Origin of the sequence: Vibrio glycogenivorans (assembly GCF_051660965.1) — a bacterium.
Taxonomy (GTDB): Bacteria; Pseudomonadota; Gammaproteobacteria; order Enterobacterales; family Vibrionaceae; genus Vibrio.
This window is the reverse complement of sequence record NZ_JBPVIS010000010.1, coordinates 27,200-43,321: the sequence shown is the minus strand read 5'-3', so window position 1 is coordinate 43,321 and position 16,122 is coordinate 27,200. Positions and strand designations below refer to the sequence as shown.

13 protein-coding genes are annotated in these 16,122 nt (G+C 50.5%); 10 read left to right on the top strand and 3 right to left on the bottom strand.

Annotated elements, in window-relative coordinates:
• The first annotated feature begins 68 nt into the window (after positions 1-68).
• The 3 genes from pssA to purD all read left to right on the top strand — a co-directional run bounded on the left by pssA (position 69) and on the right by purD (position 4,777).
• Entirely contained in the window at positions 69-1,409 is a 1,341-nt protein-coding gene (gene pssA, locus ACSTTG_RS18270; RefSeq protein WP_438460588.1) for a CDP-diacylglycerol--serine O-phosphatidyltransferase, read from the top strand.
• A gap of 382 nt (positions 1,410-1,791) precedes the next feature.
• A complete protein-coding gene (gene purH / locus ACSTTG_RS18265) occupies positions 1,792-3,384 on the top strand; it encodes a bifunctional phosphoribosylaminoimidazolecarboxamide formyltransferase/IMP cyclohydrolase (RefSeq protein ID WP_438460589.1) in 1,593 nt (530 codons plus the stop codon).
• A gap of 103 nt (positions 3,385-3,487) precedes the next feature.
• Positions 3,488-4,777 (top strand): phosphoribosylamine--glycine ligase, encoded by a 1,290-nt coding sequence (purD, locus tag ACSTTG_RS18260; RefSeq protein WP_438475780.1) that lies wholly within the window; start codon positions 3,488-3,490, stop codon positions 4,775-4,777.
• Between the two features lie 83 nt (positions 4,778-4,860).
• Here the strand turns inward: purD and ACSTTG_RS18255 are convergent, their stop codons facing one another.
• Together ACSTTG_RS18255 and hupA are read right to left on the bottom strand one after the other, a co-directional pair.
• Complete coding sequence (locus ACSTTG_RS18255; protein WP_438460591.1) at positions 4,861-5,556, bottom strand: DUF1481 domain-containing protein; 696 nt, start codon at positions 5,554-5,556, stop codon at positions 4,861-4,863.
• An 83-nt stretch (positions 5,557-5,639) separates the two neighbouring features.
• Positions 5,640-5,912 (bottom strand): nucleoid-associated protein HU-alpha, encoded by a 273-nt coding sequence (hupA, locus tag ACSTTG_RS18250; protein ID WP_438460592.1) that lies wholly within the window; start codon positions 5,910-5,912, stop codon positions 5,640-5,642.
• Between the two features lie 279 nt (positions 5,913-6,191).
• Between hupA and ACSTTG_RS18245 the strand changes: the two genes are divergently transcribed.
• A complete protein-coding gene (locus tag ACSTTG_RS18245; RefSeq protein ID WP_438460593.1) occupies positions 6,192-7,241 on the top strand; it encodes a CNNM domain-containing protein in 1,050 nt (349 codons plus the stop codon).
• Positions 7,242-7,327: 86 nt separating this feature from the next.
• Here the strand turns inward: ACSTTG_RS18245 and ACSTTG_RS18240 are convergent, their stop codons facing one another.
• On the bottom strand, positions 7,328-7,915 hold the full coding sequence (locus ACSTTG_RS18240; protein ID WP_438475779.1) for a YjaG family protein: 588 nt from the start codon (positions 7,913-7,915) through the stop codon (positions 7,328-7,330).
• A gap of 211 nt (positions 7,916-8,126) precedes the next feature.
• Here ACSTTG_RS18240 and ACSTTG_RS18235 point away from each other — a divergent pair, with 211 nt between their 5' ends.
• From ACSTTG_RS18235 to ACSTTG_RS18210, 6 genes are all read left to right on the top strand, one after another.
• Entirely contained in the window at positions 8,127-9,053 is a 927-nt protein-coding gene (locus tag ACSTTG_RS18235; RefSeq protein ID WP_438475778.1) for a D-2-hydroxyacid dehydrogenase, read from the top strand.
• On the top strand, positions 9,053-9,649 hold the full coding sequence (locus ACSTTG_RS18230; RefSeq protein WP_438460596.1) for a uracil-DNA glycosylase family protein: 597 nt from the start codon (positions 9,053-9,055) through the stop codon (positions 9,647-9,649). The genes ACSTTG_RS18235 and ACSTTG_RS18230 overlap by 1 nt, the downstream gene beginning before the upstream one ends.
• Before the next feature lie 416 nt (positions 9,650-10,065).
• Positions 10,066-11,439, top strand: coding sequence for a carbohydrate porin (locus tag ACSTTG_RS18225; protein ID WP_438475777.1), 1,374 nt, complete (start codon positions 10,066-10,068; stop codon positions 11,437-11,439).
• A 158-nt stretch (positions 11,440-11,597) separates the two neighbouring features.
• On the top strand, positions 11,598-13,634 hold the full coding sequence (locus ACSTTG_RS18220; RefSeq protein ID WP_438475776.1) for a methyl-accepting chemotaxis protein: 2,037 nt from the start codon (positions 11,598-11,600) through the stop codon (positions 13,632-13,634).
• 176 nt (positions 13,635-13,810) lie between these two features.
• A complete protein-coding gene (locus ACSTTG_RS18215) occupies positions 13,811-14,818 on the top strand; it encodes a LacI family DNA-binding transcriptional regulator (RefSeq protein ID WP_438460599.1) in 1,008 nt (335 codons plus the stop codon).
• Positions 14,819-14,834: 16 nt separating this feature from the next.
• Positions 14,835-16,076: an extracellular solute-binding protein gene (locus ACSTTG_RS18210; protein WP_438475775.1), complete on the top strand. Its 1,242-nt coding sequence runs from the start codon at positions 14,835-14,837 to the stop codon at positions 16,074-16,076.
• Positions 16,077-16,122 lie beyond the last annotated feature (46 nt).

Below are 16,122 nucleotides of genomic sequence, written 5' to 3'. Positions count from 1 at the left end.
TTATGAAATAGAAATTTGCTAGTATTCCATGTTCGCAATTTTGCATACGAATAGGTAACACTGACACCATGATGGTCACCCGCAATCTACTATCACAACTTCCAACCCTCGCTTTAGAGCCAGAGCACCTCGATGTTTTGCCCTCGGCTAAAGCGTTTAAGACCAAATTGCTTGAGGCAATTGCGGGTGCTACCCAGCGAATCTATCTGGTCGCCCTGTACTTGGAAGATGATGACGCTGGGCGTGAAATCATGGATGCTCTGTACGCCGCTAAGCAGCGTAATCCTGAGTTAGACATTAAGGTGTGCGTCGACTGGCACCGAGCTCAGCGTGGTTTGATTGGCGCTGCTGCCTCTGAAGGCAACGCAGAGATGTACAAGCAGTATGTCAGCCAGCACCCGCACAAGGTGCCAGTGTATGGCATTCCAGTGCGCGGTCGTGAAGTCTTTGGCGTACTGCACCTCAAGGGCTATATCATTGATGACGAGGTGATCTACAGTGGCGCCAGCCTCAACAACATCTACCTTCATCAAGCAGAGCGCTACCGCTACGATCGCTACCATGTGATCAAGCACAGCACCCTTGCCGATAGCATGGTGGAGTTCGTGCAGAAGGTGATGATTGATCACCCGGCTGTTAACGACCTGACTTGCCCGTCTAAGCCGCAGACCAAGCAAATCAAATCGATCATTCGTCAGTTCCGCTCAACTCTGGCACGCGCTGAGTATCGCTTTAAGCCGCAAACCGTGAGTGACCAGCAAGTCGCAATCACGCCAATCGTCGGTCTTGGTAATAAGCGCAATAAGCTCAACAAGACCATTGTCCAGTTGATCGCGGCGGCAAAGAAAGAGGTGTTTATCTGCACCCCTTACTTTAACTTCCCGCGTAGTGTGGCCAAGGAGATCCGTCGTGCTCTCAAGCGTGGTGTTCACGTCACGATTGTCGTGGGCGATAAGACAGCCAACGACTTCTATATCTCGCCAGAGGAAGAGTTCAAAACCATTGGTGGCGTGCCTTACCTTTATGAAATGAATCTGCGCCGCTTTGCCAAGGCGCATGAGTCGCATATCGCCAGTCGCAAATTGTCGATTCGCCTGTGGAAGCATGACAGCAATAGCTACCACCTGAAAGGCATGACCATCGATGAGCGCTACATGCTGATCACGGGCAACAACATCAACCCCCGCGCTTGGAAGCTGGATCTTGAGAACGCCATCTTGATCCAAGACCAACATCATCATCTGCGTGATAAGTTCCAGCAAGAGCAGGAGCAGATCCTTGAGCATACTCAACTGATCTGTACCTACAAGCAAATTGAGAAAGCTGACCAATACCCAGTCCCGGCACAGCGTTTGATCCGCAAAATCAAACGAGTTAGAGCTGACGGGCTACTCAAACAACTTCTCTAATCAATCACAGCCCGCCCAGTGCGGGCTGTTTTTTCTCGCCTGTTTATCATCAACATTCACCACAACTTAACTTGTTCAAATAGCCGCTTGACCCATTAATCAAGCAAATAGCCAGTTTTTTCTAATTATTTTTGCGATGCCAAACGATTGCGCGAGCTTTTTTATCAATTGTTGGTTAGAATACGCGCCATCAAATTTACCCTGACTCAATTTTGAGCAGCCGGTAAAGGTGTTTACCAAAACTGGCCAATCTTGTCTTCGCGCCCTGGGCGTAAAAACAAACAAGTTCATTTTTGGCAAATATCTTTAATGTCAGCTGTTAGTGGCCTGTCGCCACCGATAGCTACAAGTTTAACTCCGTGAATTTGAGGAAGATGGAAGCATGACTAACGCTCGTCCTATTCGCCGCGCTCTGATCAGCGTATCAGACAAAACTGGTATCGTTGAGTTTGCTCAAGCTCTTGCTGAGCGTGGTGTCGATATCCTTTCTACCGGCGGTACTGCACGCCTACTGGCTGAAAAAGGTATCTCTGTAACTGAAGTTTCTGACTACACTGGCTTCCCAGAAATGATGGATGGCCGCGTGAAGACGCTACACCCGAAAGTTCATGGTGGTGTTCTAGGTCGTCGTGGCCAAGATGATGACGTGATGGCAACACACGGTATCAACCCAATCGATATGGTAGTCGTCAACCTTTACCCATTTGCTGCAACGGTAGCAAAAGAAGGCTGCACGCTAGAAGATGCGGTTGAGAACATCGATATCGGTGGTCCAACGATGGTTCGCTCTGCTGCGAAAAACCACAAAGACGTGACTATCGTGGTTAACGCACACGATTACGATCGCGTAATCGCTGAAATGGACGCGAACGAGAAGTCTCTAACTCTAGAAACTCGCTTCGACCTTGCGATTGCCGCATTCGAGCACACTGCCTCTTACGATGGCATGATCGCTAACTACTTCGGCACTATGGTTCCATCGTACGGTGAGAACAAAGAAGGCGACGAGGAATCGAAGTTCCCGCGTACCTTCAACCAGCAGTTCGTGAAAAAGCAAGACATGCGCTACGGTGAGAACAGCCACCAAGATGCGGCGTTCTACGTAGAAGCGAACCCAGAAGAAGCATCAGTGGCAACGGCACGCCAAATCCAAGGTAAAGCGCTGTCTTACAACAACATCGCTGATACTGATGCCGCACTAGAGTGCGTGAAAGAGTTTGACGAGCCAGCATGTGTGATCGTTAAGCACGCTAACCCATGCGGCGTAGCACTGGGCGGCGACATTCTTGAAGCGTACAACCGCGCTTACCAAACCGACCCAACGTCAGCGTTCGGCGGCATCATCGCGTTCAACAAACAGCTGGATGCAGAAACGGCCAAAGCCATCGTTGAGCGTCAATTCGTTGAGGTGATCATCGCACCATCTGTATCTGCAGAGGCTGTTGAAGTGGTAGCAGCGAAGAAGAACGTGCGCCTACTTGAGTGCGGCGAGTGGACAACCAAGACAACCGGTTTTGACGTGAAACGCGTTAACGGTGGTCTGCTGGTTCAAGACCGCGACCAAGGTATGGTTGATGCGTCTGACCTGAAAGTAGTTTCTAAGCGCCAGCCAACAGAAGAAGAGCTAAAAGATGCTCTATTCTGCTGGAAAGTTGCCAAGTACGTGAAATCGAACGCGATCGTTTACTCGAAAGGTGATATGACTATCGGCGTGGGTGCAGGCCAAATGAGCCGCGTTTACTCAGCGAAAATTGCTGGTATCAAAGCGGCGGATGAAGGCCTACAAGTTGAAGGCTGTGTAATGGCCTCTGATGCCTTCTTCCCATTCCGCGACGGCATCGATGCGGCTGCAGAAGCAGGCATCAAGTGTGTTATCCAGCCAGGTGGCTCAATGCGCGATGAAGAAGTGATTCAAGCTGCGGATGAGCACGGCATGGCGATGATCTTCACTGGTATGCGTCACTTCCGTCACTAATACGATTGAAGCAACTGGGGCCTGAGGGCTCCAGTTGAGTTTTCACCCCGATTTTTAAGCCCAACCAGAGAAGCCCTCTGGTTTTGCTCTCAAAGGAAAGAATATGAACGTACTTGTTATTGGCGCTGGCGGCCGCGAACACGCACTAGGCTGGAAAGCGGCTCAAAACCCAAATGTTGAAACCGTCTTCGTTGCTCCAGGTAACGCGGGTACGGCTCTTGAGCCAAAACTAGAAAACGTAAACATCGGTGTCGAAGATATCGACGCTCTTGTTGCCTTTGCTAAAGAAAAAGCGATTGAGCTAACTATCGTTGGCCCAGAAGCGCCACTAGTTATCGGTGTTGTGGATGCGTTCCGCGCCGCAGACCTACCTATCTTTGGCCCTACGGAAGCTGCGGCTCAGCTAGAAGGCTCAAAGGCATTCACTAAAGACTTCCTAGCGCGTCATGCTATCCCAACCGGTGCTTACGCCAACTTCACTGAGATTGAGCCTGCACTGGCTTACGTACGTGAGCAAGGCGCACCGATCGTGGTTAAGGCCGATGGCCTAGCGGCGGGTAAAGGCGTTATCGTAGCGATGACGCTAGAAGAAGCAGAAGACGCCATCAAAGACATGCTAGCGGGCAATGCGTTTGGCGAGGCGGGCAGCCGTGTAGTTATCGAGGAGTTCCTTGATGGCGAAGAGGCTAGCTTTATCGTCATGGTCGATGGCGAAAACGTACTACCAATGGCGACCAGCCAAGACCACAAGCGTGTGGGTGACCAAGATACCGGTCCAAACACGGGTGGTATGGGTGCCTACTCTCCTGCGCCTGTGGTTACTCCTGAGATCCACAATCGCATCATGGATGAGGTTATCTACCCAACGGTACGTGGTATGGCTGCAGAAGGTCACCCATACACAGGTTTCCTTTACGCGGGCCTAATGATCGATAAAGACGGCACACCAAAAGTGATCGAATACAACTGCCGCTTCGGTGACCCTGAGACCCAGCCAATCATGATGCGCATGGAGTCAGACCTGGTTGAGCTATGTCTGGCAGCTATTGACCAGAAGCTAGACCAAGTTGAGTCGAAGTGGGATCCTCGCGCGTCAATCGGCGTAGTACTGGCAGCAGGTAGCTACCCTGCGTCTTACAACAAGGGTGATGTTATCTCTGGCTTGCCAACGACAGATGTTGAAGGTCAGAAGGTCTTTCACGCAGGCACAGCGGCAAAAGACGGCAATGTTGTCACTAACGGTGGCCGCGTTTTGTGTGCGACGGCTCTGGGCAACAGCGTGTCTGAAGCACAAGCGCGTGCTTACGAGCTAACTAAGCAGATCAGCTGGGATGGCATGTTCCATCGCAACGATATCGGCTACCGCGCAATCGCGCGTGAGCAGCAAAAATAATCGACAAGCGATAGATACAACCACGCGATAGATACAACAAGGGAGCTCAATGAGCTCCCTTTTTTTGTGCAGACATCTTGTTGCTAATCTTCAATCAGCTCCGGCCGCTCGATACAATCGCGGCCATCGTCATCCAGCAGCAGTAACTGCTCGACCTCGATACGCGTTGAGCGGGCACGCCCCACTAAAGCGACGTAACTGTCGACGCTGGCCAAGCGATTCATCAACACCTTGGGCATCGGGTAGTTAAACTTCACCTCTGGGAAAGAAGAACCAGAGCAGGAGTTAAACTCCTGACCGTCCCAGTAGCCTTGGAACAAGTCAAAGCCACGTTGGTCTTGATCGCGAGTCACCGCCACAACCCCAGCCGCATCACTTTTCAAATTCGCCAACAGCTGCGAGCTCACTGGGCGCACATTACCGTCTATACGATAGCGCTGGTAGATAGCATTGCCATCTTTATTAAAGCGCACGTGCAAACGAAAAGGCACCAACTCATTGTCGTTCAGTTGCGTCCCTTGTCGAACCAACTCACGCACCACACCGTCTTCCCAGCGATACTCCGTCTGATAGTAACCGTAGTCCCCCATCATCACGTGATCGGAGGCAGAAACCGCTTCTCCGAGGCGATCACTGGACCAATACAGGCTCGTCGCGTCGCCAACAATCTGACCTCCGGTCAAATCGCGGATTTGTTCTATAGCAGGGTTCGGGCCCGATGACGCACATCCAGCCAGAGTCAAAATAGCAAGCGAGGTAAATAGGTGGTTTCTTTTCATGGGTCACAGATAGAAAAACGAGGCGGTATAAACAATTATACTGCCTCGTTTGCAAGATTATTTGATCAGTAAGGGGTTACTGATTACTTAACTGAATCTTTTAGAGCTTTACCTGCTACGAATGCTGGTACGTTAGCTGCTGCGATTTGGATTTCATCGCCAGTCTTTGGGTTGCGGCCAGTACGAGCTGCACGGTGGTTTACTTTGAATGTACCAAAACCAATTAGTTGAACTTGGTCGCCCTCTTTCAGAGCTTCAGTCACACCGCCTAGAGTCGCTTCTAGAGCTGCTTTAGCTTGCGCTTTAGATAGATCAGCTTTTTCTGCGATGAAGTCGATTAATTGGGTCTTGTTCATTAGGTTTCCCTTCTTATAGGTTTGTTTATCTAAAACAACTCTAAATCATTCAGCCCCCATCTGGCAAAGGTTTGTGGCGCCTAAAGGGTGCTTATGCCGGGTTTTTAAGCATAAACTGCGCAATAACTCACAATTTACCTAACTACTTGGTGGCACTGGGAATCTAATTTGCTGTCCAAAGCCCACATTCTGCCTATTTTGTCTGCATTTACTACGCTTAGTATTGCTACGTATTTGTAAGTGGCAATGTTGAACAACTTTTACTTGATTGGGTGAACCATGTTTCTGCTCGCTATTTACATCACGGTTGCGATTGGCGTTTCCTTTGTCTGTTCAGTACTCGAGGCGGTGCTACTCAGTATCACGCCCAGTTATATTGCTCAACTTGGCAAGGATGGGCACCCCGCTGCAGAGCGCCTTGCCAAACTCAAGGCTGATATCGACCGGCCACTGGCATCGATACTGACCCTTAATACCATAGCGCACACCATAGGCGCAGCCGGCGCAGGGGCGCAGGCCGCGGCGGTGTTTGGCAGCCAGTGGCTGGGGGTATTTTCTGCTGTCTTAACTCTGGGTATATTGCTCTTGTCTGAGATTGTACCCAAAACACTCGGGGCCACCTACTGGCGCCAGCTCGCCCCCATGGCGGCCACCCTGCTCAAGTGGATGGTGTGGGCATTGACGCCCTTCGTGTGGTTCTCCGAGCAGATCACCAAGCGCCTGGCCCACGGACACCAAGCGCCTAAAATGCGTGACGAGTTATCAGCAATGGCGATCCTGGCCAAAGAAAGTGGCGAGTTTAATGAGGGGGAGTCGAAGCTGCTAAGTAATCTACTCGACATCCAAGACGTGCCCGTCACTCAAGTCATGACACCAAGAACGGTTTTGTTTCGTGTCGATGCTGAACTGACAATCAATGAATTTCTCACCGAGCACGTCGAAAGTCCCTTTTCTCGACCACTGATCTACAGCCAAAGTAAGGGCAATATTATCGGCTTCGTCCATCGATTAGAGCTGTTTAAGCTGCAACAAAATGGTCAAGGCAGTAAACAGTTGGGGGCGGTGATGCGCCCGATCCATGTGGTGTTGAATAACCTTCCCCTTCCCACGGCCTTTGAGCAACTGATTGCCAAACGACTGCAACTGGCACTCGTCGTGGATGAGTATGGCTCAGTACAGGGCATTATTACCCTCGAGGATATCTTTGAGTACTTACTTGGCGAAGAGATTGTCGATGAGGTCGATAAAACCACCGATATGCAGCAGCTCGCGTTTGAGCGCTGGGAGAAGTGGAAACGAGAGCATGGGGTGATTGAGAGTAAAGACTAGATACAGGAGCGGGCACATCACGATAAGATGTGCCCGCTCCTGTTTAGGTGTCTCTTTATGTAGGCGCCTTTTTAGGTACCTAGCGCTTATAGCGCCGCACCTATGTTACTAACGCCTTCCTCTTTAAGCTCACTGCGCAGATCTTTGATCAGCTCAGCGTCGTGTCGGTCGGCGTCTTTCAGCGGACGGAAGATTGCCCACTGTACGTCCCACTCGCCGCATACGGCTTCGTTCTCTTTCTGGTTATCATCGGTGATCTCGATATCCAACTGCACTTCCTCTAGCTGAGCAACCGTCTTGACCGACTGCTGACTCACCTTGTGCATGTTTTCTAGCAAGTAGTCTCGATCAAGCAACCCATGCAATAGGGTCGATAGGCTCACACAAGCATCAATCGCAGGCAGAACACCGTAGAAATCGTAATCTTCTGAAGAGGGAATGATCTCCTCTAGCTTCTCTAATTGACGCTCGAAGTTCACCTTAGCGGTTTTTACCGTCAAGGTTTCCCACACACTGTCAAGAATGTCACGGTAGATACGCGGCTCGGCATAGTCGGTCGCTTGGCAAAACAGGGCGTAGTTTGGGTACATGCGCTCACACAAACACGCCATAAAAGTAATCTGCTTCCAAGGCTCGAGTTTTTCCAAGCGAAGCTGTAGGGGATTTCGTAACATAATGCTCTAAACAGTAGATATAAGGACTGGGAAAAGTGTAATCCTATCCCTGACTAAGCTCAAGGTAGAACCGAGTGTAATCTCAATAACAACAACTATCTATCCCCGACACATCTTGCCACACGCGCATCTTGGGAGGAGTTGGGTATAATGGACTCAACGGACATAACCTCTCACACAGCGTGTTTAAGAAAAGGAAGTCACCTCTGTTATGCAAGATACCCATCATCAGCTATTTATTCTTACCGACCAAGACGATGCCTATCACTCCCTGATCGAGGCGAAACACCTGCCAGGTCTTTGCATCACAACCGAGCCAGATAAAGCCAATATTGTTCTGGCTGCTCCGCCAATGGCGCGCGAGAGACTTGGTGACCTGCCTAACCTGGAGTGGCTTCAGTCAATTTACGCGGGTGTTGATGCGCTTTGCGCTCCTCCCTTAAGCGACAAAATCTATCAGTTGACCAACGTAAAAGACATTTTTGGCCCGCAGATCACCGAATACGTCCTTGGCTACAGCATTAGCTTCTATCGTCACTTTCGACTCTATCAGGCACAACAAGAGTCACAACTATGGAGCCCGCATCTCTACCAAGGCCTGCAGGGGAAAACCTTGGTCACCCTCGGCACGGGCTCAATTGCTAGTTACCTCGCCCAGGTAGCGAAGGCTTTTGGCCTTGAGGTTATGGGGGTGAATCGCAGTGGGATCCCGCCCAAAGACTCGCCTTTTAGCCAAGTATTTCATGTTGGTGAGTTAAAGGCGGCGCTCGGACAAGCCGACATTGTGGTCAACACCTTGCCTGCCACGCCGGAAACGCGCGGTATCTTGAATCGTGGCAGCTTAGGCCAATGCCATAACGCCCTGCTGTTTAATGTCGGGCGCGGCTCGGCCTTGGTTGAGTCAGACCTTATCTGGGCACTGGACAATCAACACCTTGCCCATGCTTATTTGGATGTGTTTGAACAAGAGCCCATGACAGACGCTGCGCTGTGGTCACACCCCAAAATCACCGTCACGCCCCATATCGCCGCCTTGAGTTTTCCCGAGCAGGTGGTGGAAATTTTCAGTGAAAACTATCGACGCTGGTGCGATGGCTTTGCTCTCAAGTTTATCGTTGATCAGCAAAAGGGTTACTGATGACCCAAAGCTCTGCTATCACCTTACAGCGGGTCCTTACCCAAGCGAGAGCCTGCACAGCATGTGACTCTGAGCTACCTTGTGGTGCACGACCGATCATTCAGGCTAGCCCAGAGGCTGAGCTGTTGATCATCGGTCAGGCCCCAGGAATCAAGGTGCACCAGACCGGGATCCCATGGAATGACCCATCTGGTGATCGCCTGCGCACCTGGCTTGAATTAAGCAAAGATACATTTTACAACCCGAGAAAGGTCGCGATTGTCCCAATGGGTTTTTGCTACCCAGGTAAGGGGCGCAGTGGCGATCTGCCACCGCGTAAGGAGTGTGCTCCGCTGTGGCATCAAGCCTTGCTTAGTCAACTGCCCAATATCAAACTAACCTTGCTGATCGGGCAGTACGCGCAAAACCATTACCTGAGTGATAAGCCAGCCACTCTAACCGAGACGGTGCGCGACGCTACTCGCTGGCTCGAACGTCAGCAATTTCCACTGCCCCACCCCTCTCCACGCAATCAAATTTGGCTCAAACGTAACCCGTGGTTTGAGGAGCGGACGCTGCCTTTACTGCGAGGCCAACTGAAAGTTCTAAATCTGTGAAAACAATGGGAACTCTTGGCGCTTAAACTGGACTAACTGATGAATACTTCCTCAGTTTTATCAGTACTTTCCTTACATAACCCGTGAAAGCTTTCATTATCTTGAAAACTTTTCATATCCATCAGTGCATATTGCGCAAAAAAATGTCTATCTAGCGTGATAAACCCCTGCAATTGTCATGAAAGGAAACCGCTTTCATGACAATTAATAATACAATAATCAGCACAAAACACCTTACTACACCGAGCGTTAGCCGTTCTGGCGACGGTTTTTTGTTATTTCATGACGCATTTCGCTCAAACCACTTGTGACCCCACAAGATATTTTCAAGCCTTTCATTCCTTAATATAACAATCAACGAGGTGCCACACCCCATCTCGACAACAAAAAATAACTATCTACAGGGAAACAATAAGATGAAAAAGTTTAAGGTTTTACCACTTACTGTCGCGGTGGCCTCTACACTTGCTGCCACCTCCGCTTTTGCTGCTACAGATGCTGATATTGCTGCGCTAGAGGCACGTATCGCCGAGTTGGAAACACGCGCTACAACTAATTATGTTGACGACCAACAACAAGCCGTGCTGTCTTCAGAAACAGAAGCGCCACTGGGCATTATTTTCTCTGGTTACGCCCGTTACGGTGCCCACTATCAAGCGGGCGATGAGCGCTACGTACAGGTTGGCTCAACGGGTGCCTCACTAGGTCGTCTTGGTAACGAAGCGAACGGTGGCGAAGTTCAGTTCGCTAAAGTATTCGAGCAAGACAACGGCGCCCTGTGGGATGTGGTCTTCATGGTCGAGGACTGGGGCTCAGATCAGTGGAGCTCGCCAGGCGGTGTGAACCTTAAGAAAATGTACGCTGGTGTGACCAACGTTTTTGACAGCCAGCCGAATCTATACCTTTGGGGTGGCCGTGATTTCCACCAGCGTCCACAACAAGGCCTAAACGACTACTTCTGGATGTCGCACGATGGTCAAGGTGCTGGTTTCAATAACCTAGACCTTGGCGCGGCCAACCTTGACATGGGTTTTGTCGGTCAGGTTGATGGTGGCGAAGCTGGTGCACTGGGTAATGATAACGGCAAATACGCGGTGACGGCTAAGCTGCACGGCATCAATGCGGGTATCGGTAATCTAGACCTGTACGCTAACTACGGCTTCACCTCAGATCAAATTGACAGCGATGATACAGCTTGGTTGGTAGGTGCCACACTAGGACTAGGCAGCTCAAATCGCTTGGTACTTCGCTACGGCGATGGCGCAGATGCCTCGGCGTTTGACCTAATGGAAGACGCACAGATCTTTTACGGTAGCTTCGAGGGTGGCTTCGCCTTCACAGATCAGTTTGTGGTTGACTACCTAGCTTCCTACAAGAAAGTCTCTGGTGATAGCTTCCTTTCTGAAGGTGAAACTGAAGATACTAGCCCAGACGCTGATGACGGAGATATGATCGGAACTGGCTCGTTTATCAATGCAGAACGCGATGAGTACGCAGTGATTGTTCGCCCACAAATGAAGTGGAACGACGTACACTCAACCTGGCTAGAAGCGGGTTACGCGATTGAAGATTACAAGAATGGCGACGAAGTGAAAGGCTGGAAGGTCACACTCTCGCAAAACGTTTCCTTCGGTGGTGGTCCTGGTGACCGTCCAATGCTGCGCTTCTACGCTACCGTAGGTGACGTAGACCGCGATACACAAAAATTTGATGACAACGGTATAGCAGTCTCAGATGCACGCACTGTGGACACCGTGTCTGTCGGCGCAATGTTCGAGGCTTGGTGGTAATCCCAGCCAATAGTTAACCAGCCTATTTTTATTGTCCATATTATCGCTCTGCCACTGTCGGGCTCGGCAGAGCGATTTTCCCCAAGTTCATTATTAACTCTGTTTAGGGCACTTTTGTTTCGGTGCTCTCTTTTTTTAAGATCTGCAGAGGGCGTCAGATGATTTCTTCCATCTCATCAAGAATCTATCTCGGTTTTGCTTTGCTGATCACCCTGATGTTGATCTCAAGCGGTTATGCCGTAGTGACCAACCAGCAAGCCGCACACCGCATGTCGATGATCACCCACCAATCCACCCCATTAATTACCCAGTCGGCTCAGCTTACGATTGATTTTCTCGATATCAATCGCAGCCTATCGCCCTATCTCAATGCCCGTTACTTAGACGAGTTGGCGGCGCCTAAGCTGGCTATAGAAGAGCAGATCCAGGCCTACTTTACCCAACTGCAAAGCTTACAAGAACTCGCTGTGCAGCAACCAAAGCTACAAGCACCACTTAGCCAAGTGGAAGACTTTAGCCATCAAGTGATAGAAAATATTGATGCTCTGCTCAGCACCTATCACGACTATTTGGACACCAGTGACCTAAGCCTCTATCAACAGGTGGAATTTCAAAGCCTGGTCGCTCAACTCAACACCAACTTGACCCAAGCACTTGTCCGTGCTCACTCAGATAGCACGGCGTCCATTGAGGCGGCGATTAACCAACTGAACCTTGCTACCAGCGAGGCACGCGAGTCATTTACCCTGTATGACAGCACCGAGTTGCGCGGCGTACATAGACGCTTAGCCAATCGTCAAGAGCGGCTCGATCACGCCCTCACTCAGCTTGAAAACCGTGCGCCAGCTATATTTCAGTCCAGCGCGCTGGCGATCACACGACTGCATGAGCAGATTTATGCCCCCGAGGGTGCGGTGGAGCGGCACGCCAACGCCGTCGATTTACTTGAACAGCAACAGACACTGCGAGCACAGCTCGAGGAAAAAATTGATCAACAGCTTAGCCACATTGAGCAACTTTCTGATTACGCGACTCAGGCCGCGCACACGCTTGATATCGCATCACAGCAACAATCTCAGTCAACACTGACATTATTGATTATCACTTCCGCAGTATCGATTTTACTCGCTGGCGTGATCGGCAATCATATTGCCCGCACGATTCGCTTGGCCGCCCGCCAGATTAATCAGGCGCTCGACCATGTGGCAGGCAAGGATTTATCCCATCGCGTGACCTATACCCGCAATGATGAATTCGGTCAGCTTGGGCGTAAGATCAATCAGGTCACCGAACACCTATCGCACGTGATAGAGCAGATGGCTCTCTCCTCGGCGACCCTCGATAAGGCCTCTATCGATAACCAATCCACCAGTACTGATCTGCGTGAGGCGATGGGCCATCAAGCCACCCAAACTACCCTAGTCGCCACCGCAATGGAGCAGATTGAATGCTCGGTGGCGGAAATTGCTCAGTCGGCAGAAGAGACCCTCAACACAGTGACGCAAGCGGTAGCACAATCCCAAACCGGACAAAGCATGGTCAACACCAGCGGCGCTTTGTTGACTGAGTTGGCCGATGAGCTCACGCAAGCGACGCACAATATTCAAGCCCTTGAGCGAGAGAGCGGCAGTATCGAGTCCATCTTAGAGGTGATCTCGGGGATCTCTGATCAAACTAACCTATTGGCACTCAATGCGGCGATAGAGGCGGCACGCGCTGGTGAGCAGGGGCGCGGCTTCTCGGTCGTGGCCGACGAGGTGCGCGTGTTGGCGGCAAAAACCACCGACTCGACCCGTGAGATCCAACTCAAAATAGACCAATTGCAGTCCAGCGCACAATCAGCGGTGAGCCAAATCCATACCTGTGCCAGTCGTATGGAGCACTGTGTCACTCAAACCCAGAATATGACCGCGCAACTGCTCGAGCAGCATCAGCGGCTCGATAGCATTGAATCACGCAGCCATCAAATTGCCTCTGCCACCGCAGAGCACCAGAGCGTGGCTGCTGAGGTGACCAGCAGTATCAATCAAATTCATCAGCTCGCCGGAGAAAACGATCAGCGTTCGCAGCGTTTAGCGGCTAATAGTCGCCAGTTAGAGCAGATGGCAGAGAGTCAGCTGAGTTTGGCGCGTGAGTTTCAGCTCAAAACCAACATTGATGAGGAAAATTTCGCCAATAAAAATGTCGATTCGTGACCATGAAAGCCCTTTCATGAAATGGTTTCATGGCATCACACAAAATTCAATCTGACCTCAAGAATTGAATAATTGGCAAATATAGGTCTGATTTGGTGTGAGTTTACTCACGTCTGAGGCCAAGCAAATCGCAGATACTAGCTCCTGAAAGCGGTTTCGTAACAGAGGTGAGTAAAGTGGCAACGATAAAGGACGTATCTGAACAAGCAGGCGTTTCACAAGCGACAGTATCGCGTGTGATCAACGGCACCAGCCGCGTCAGCCACGATAAGAAGCTCAAGGTTGAAAAAGCAATCAAGGATTTGGGCTACCGCCCTAACTCGATTGCTCAAGCGCTCGCATCGAGTCGCAGCGGCAGTATTGGCGTTATCGTACCCGAGCTAGGTGGCCCATTTTACTCAAGCATTCTGCACAACATTGAAGAGAAGCTACGCCAGTTTGGTTATCACGTGATTGTCACTGCCGGTGGCAATACAGAGAAAGAGCAACGTGAATCGGTGGAGTTTTTGTTAAGTCGCCGAGTCGACGCACTGATCATGCATTGTCAGCAGCTGACCGATGACTACTTAATCAACCTTGAAGATCAAGGTGTGGTGTTTGTCTTGGTTAATCGCTTTATCCCGGAGCTAAAACACAGCTGCATCAACATTGATAACGAGTACGGGGCAAAGCTGGCGACTGAGTACCTGCTGAGCATGGGACACCAAAAAATCGCTTGTATTACCGGACCTTTGGATAAGTCCGATGCACGCGGTCGATTACAAGGCTACCGCACCGCGCTAGAGGATGCAGGGGTCGACTACGATGAGTCACTCGTCATCGAGTCAGGATTTACTGAAGAGACCGGCATGAGCGCCACACGCAAGCTGTTCCGCCGTGGTTGTGATTTTTCGGCGCTGTTTGCCTGCAATGACCATATGGCCGTTGCTGCCTCTGAAGTCATGACGGGGATGGGGTATCGGATTCCCCAAGATATTTCTGTGGTGGGCTTTGATGACGTGTTGTTTGCACGTTATGTCACGCCATCGCTGACCACGGTCAATTTTCCAATTGAACAGATGAGCATCGAAGCTGTGCAGCTCACTATTCAAAAGTTACATAAAAACAAGCAGGACGTGAACTTTCGACTCGCACCCAAATTGGTGATTCGAGATTCCGTAACCCTCTTACCAACGACTCTATAATAATTAAGGATTGATCATGAAACTAAAGACTTTATCGCTGTCTGTCGCACTTGGCCTTGGACTGGCTACTGCTGTAAACGCTGACGACCATATTCGTTTCGACGGTTTCCCAGATTTCGATAGCAGCCTCAAGGTTCTTCTCCCAGACTTTGAGAAAGAGAGCGGCATCAAGGTGGATTACCTAATGAATAACCACGGTGACCACCACACCAAGCTAACCACCAACCTAGCGACTGGCTCTGGTGCGGGCGATGTGATTGTCGTTGACGTTGAAAAGATCGGTCCTTTTGTTTCATCTGGCGGCCTAGTCAACCTTTCTGAAACCTACGGTGCTGATAAGTTTGCCGACAGCTTTGCTCCTTATGCTTGGGCACAAGGCAAAGGCGGTGACGGCGCAGTTTATGGTATCCCAGTCGACCTAGGTCCAGGTGTGATGTACTACCGTACCGACGTATTTGAAAAAGCCGGCATCGACATCGAAGAAGCGATCAAAGATTGGGATTCTTACATCGCTGCGGGTGAAAAGTTGAAAGAGAAAAACGTTCAGCTGATCGCATCAGCGGCAGACGTCGCGCAAGCCATCATCTTCACCACCGTACCAGAGGGTGAAGGTCTGTACTTCGATGACAAAGGCAACCCAGTTGTAACCTCTGAGCGCTTTGTTCACGCGTTTGAAGTGGCGAAACAGATCCGCGATAAGGGCCTTGATGGACGTATCCTGGCTTGGTCTAACGAGTGGTACGAAGGCTTCCGTAACGGCACATTTGCAACCCAACTTTCAGGCGCATGGCTACTTGGTCACCTTAACAACTGGATTGCACCAGACACAGCAGGCAGCTGGGGTGTTGAACACCTACCAAACGGCATCTATGGCAGCTGGGGTGGTTCATTCCTATCGATTCCAACGCAATCTAAGAACCCAGACCAAGCTTGGGAGCTGATTGAGTACATGACCACTAAGCGTGATATCCAGCTGAAGCACTTTGAAACTATTGCGGCTTTCCCAGCGAACGTGACCACTTACGATGACCCAATGTTTGCTGAAGAGATTGACTTCCTAGGTGGCCAGCAAGCACGCCTACTGTTTGCTGATGTGGCACAAAACATCAAGCCGGTTGCACCAGCTAAAGGCGACCACGTGGCTCGCTCAATCATTCTTGAGAATGCCCTGATGGAAGTACTGGACGAAGGTAAAGACATCAAAACTGCACTAGCGGATGCTGAGCGTCTAATCAAACGTCGTACACGCAATCTATAAGCATCATTGTTAATTTTCAGAGGCGCAGCTCGCTGCGCCTCTCTTT

What these genes read in the sequence shown, in the direction of transcription:
- pssA (WP_438460588.1), top strand. Translation starts at nt 69, where the DNA reads ATGATGGTCACCCGCAATCTACTATCACAACTTCCAACCCTCGCTTTA.
- purH (WP_438460589.1), top strand. Translation starts at nt 1,792, where the DNA reads ATGACTAACGCTCGTCCTATTCGCCGCGCTCTGATCAGCGTATCAGAC.
- purD (WP_438475780.1), top strand. Translation starts at nt 3,488, where the DNA reads ATGAACGTACTTGTTATTGGCGCTGGCGGCCGCGAACACGCACTAGGC.
- ACSTTG_RS18255 (WP_438460591.1), bottom strand. Translation starts at nt 5,556, where the DNA reads ATGAAAAGAAACCACCTATTTACCTCGCTTGCTATTTTGACTCTGGCT.
- hupA (WP_438460592.1), bottom strand. Translation starts at nt 5,912, where the DNA reads ATGAACAAGACCCAATTAATCGACTTCATCGCAGAAAAAGCTGATCTA.
- ACSTTG_RS18245 (WP_438460593.1), top strand. Translation starts at nt 6,192, where the DNA reads ATGTTTCTGCTCGCTATTTACATCACGGTTGCGATTGGCGTTTCCTTT.
- ACSTTG_RS18240 (WP_438475779.1), bottom strand. Translation starts at nt 7,915, where the DNA reads ATGTTACGAAATCCCCTACAGCTTCGCTTGGAAAAACTCGAGCCTTGG.
- ACSTTG_RS18235 (WP_438475778.1), top strand. Translation starts at nt 8,127, where the DNA reads ATGCAAGATACCCATCATCAGCTATTTATTCTTACCGACCAAGACGAT.
- ACSTTG_RS18230 (WP_438460596.1), top strand. Translation starts at nt 9,053, where the DNA reads ATGACCCAAAGCTCTGCTATCACCTTACAGCGGGTCCTTACCCAAGCG.
- ACSTTG_RS18225 (WP_438475777.1), top strand. Translation starts at nt 10,066, where the DNA reads ATGAAAAAGTTTAAGGTTTTACCACTTACTGTCGCGGTGGCCTCTACA.
- ACSTTG_RS18220 (WP_438475776.1), top strand. Translation starts at nt 11,598, where the DNA reads ATGATTTCTTCCATCTCATCAAGAATCTATCTCGGTTTTGCTTTGCTG.
- ACSTTG_RS18210 (WP_438475775.1), top strand. Translation starts at nt 14,835, where the DNA reads ATGAAACTAAAGACTTTATCGCTGTCTGTCGCACTTGGCCTTGGACTG.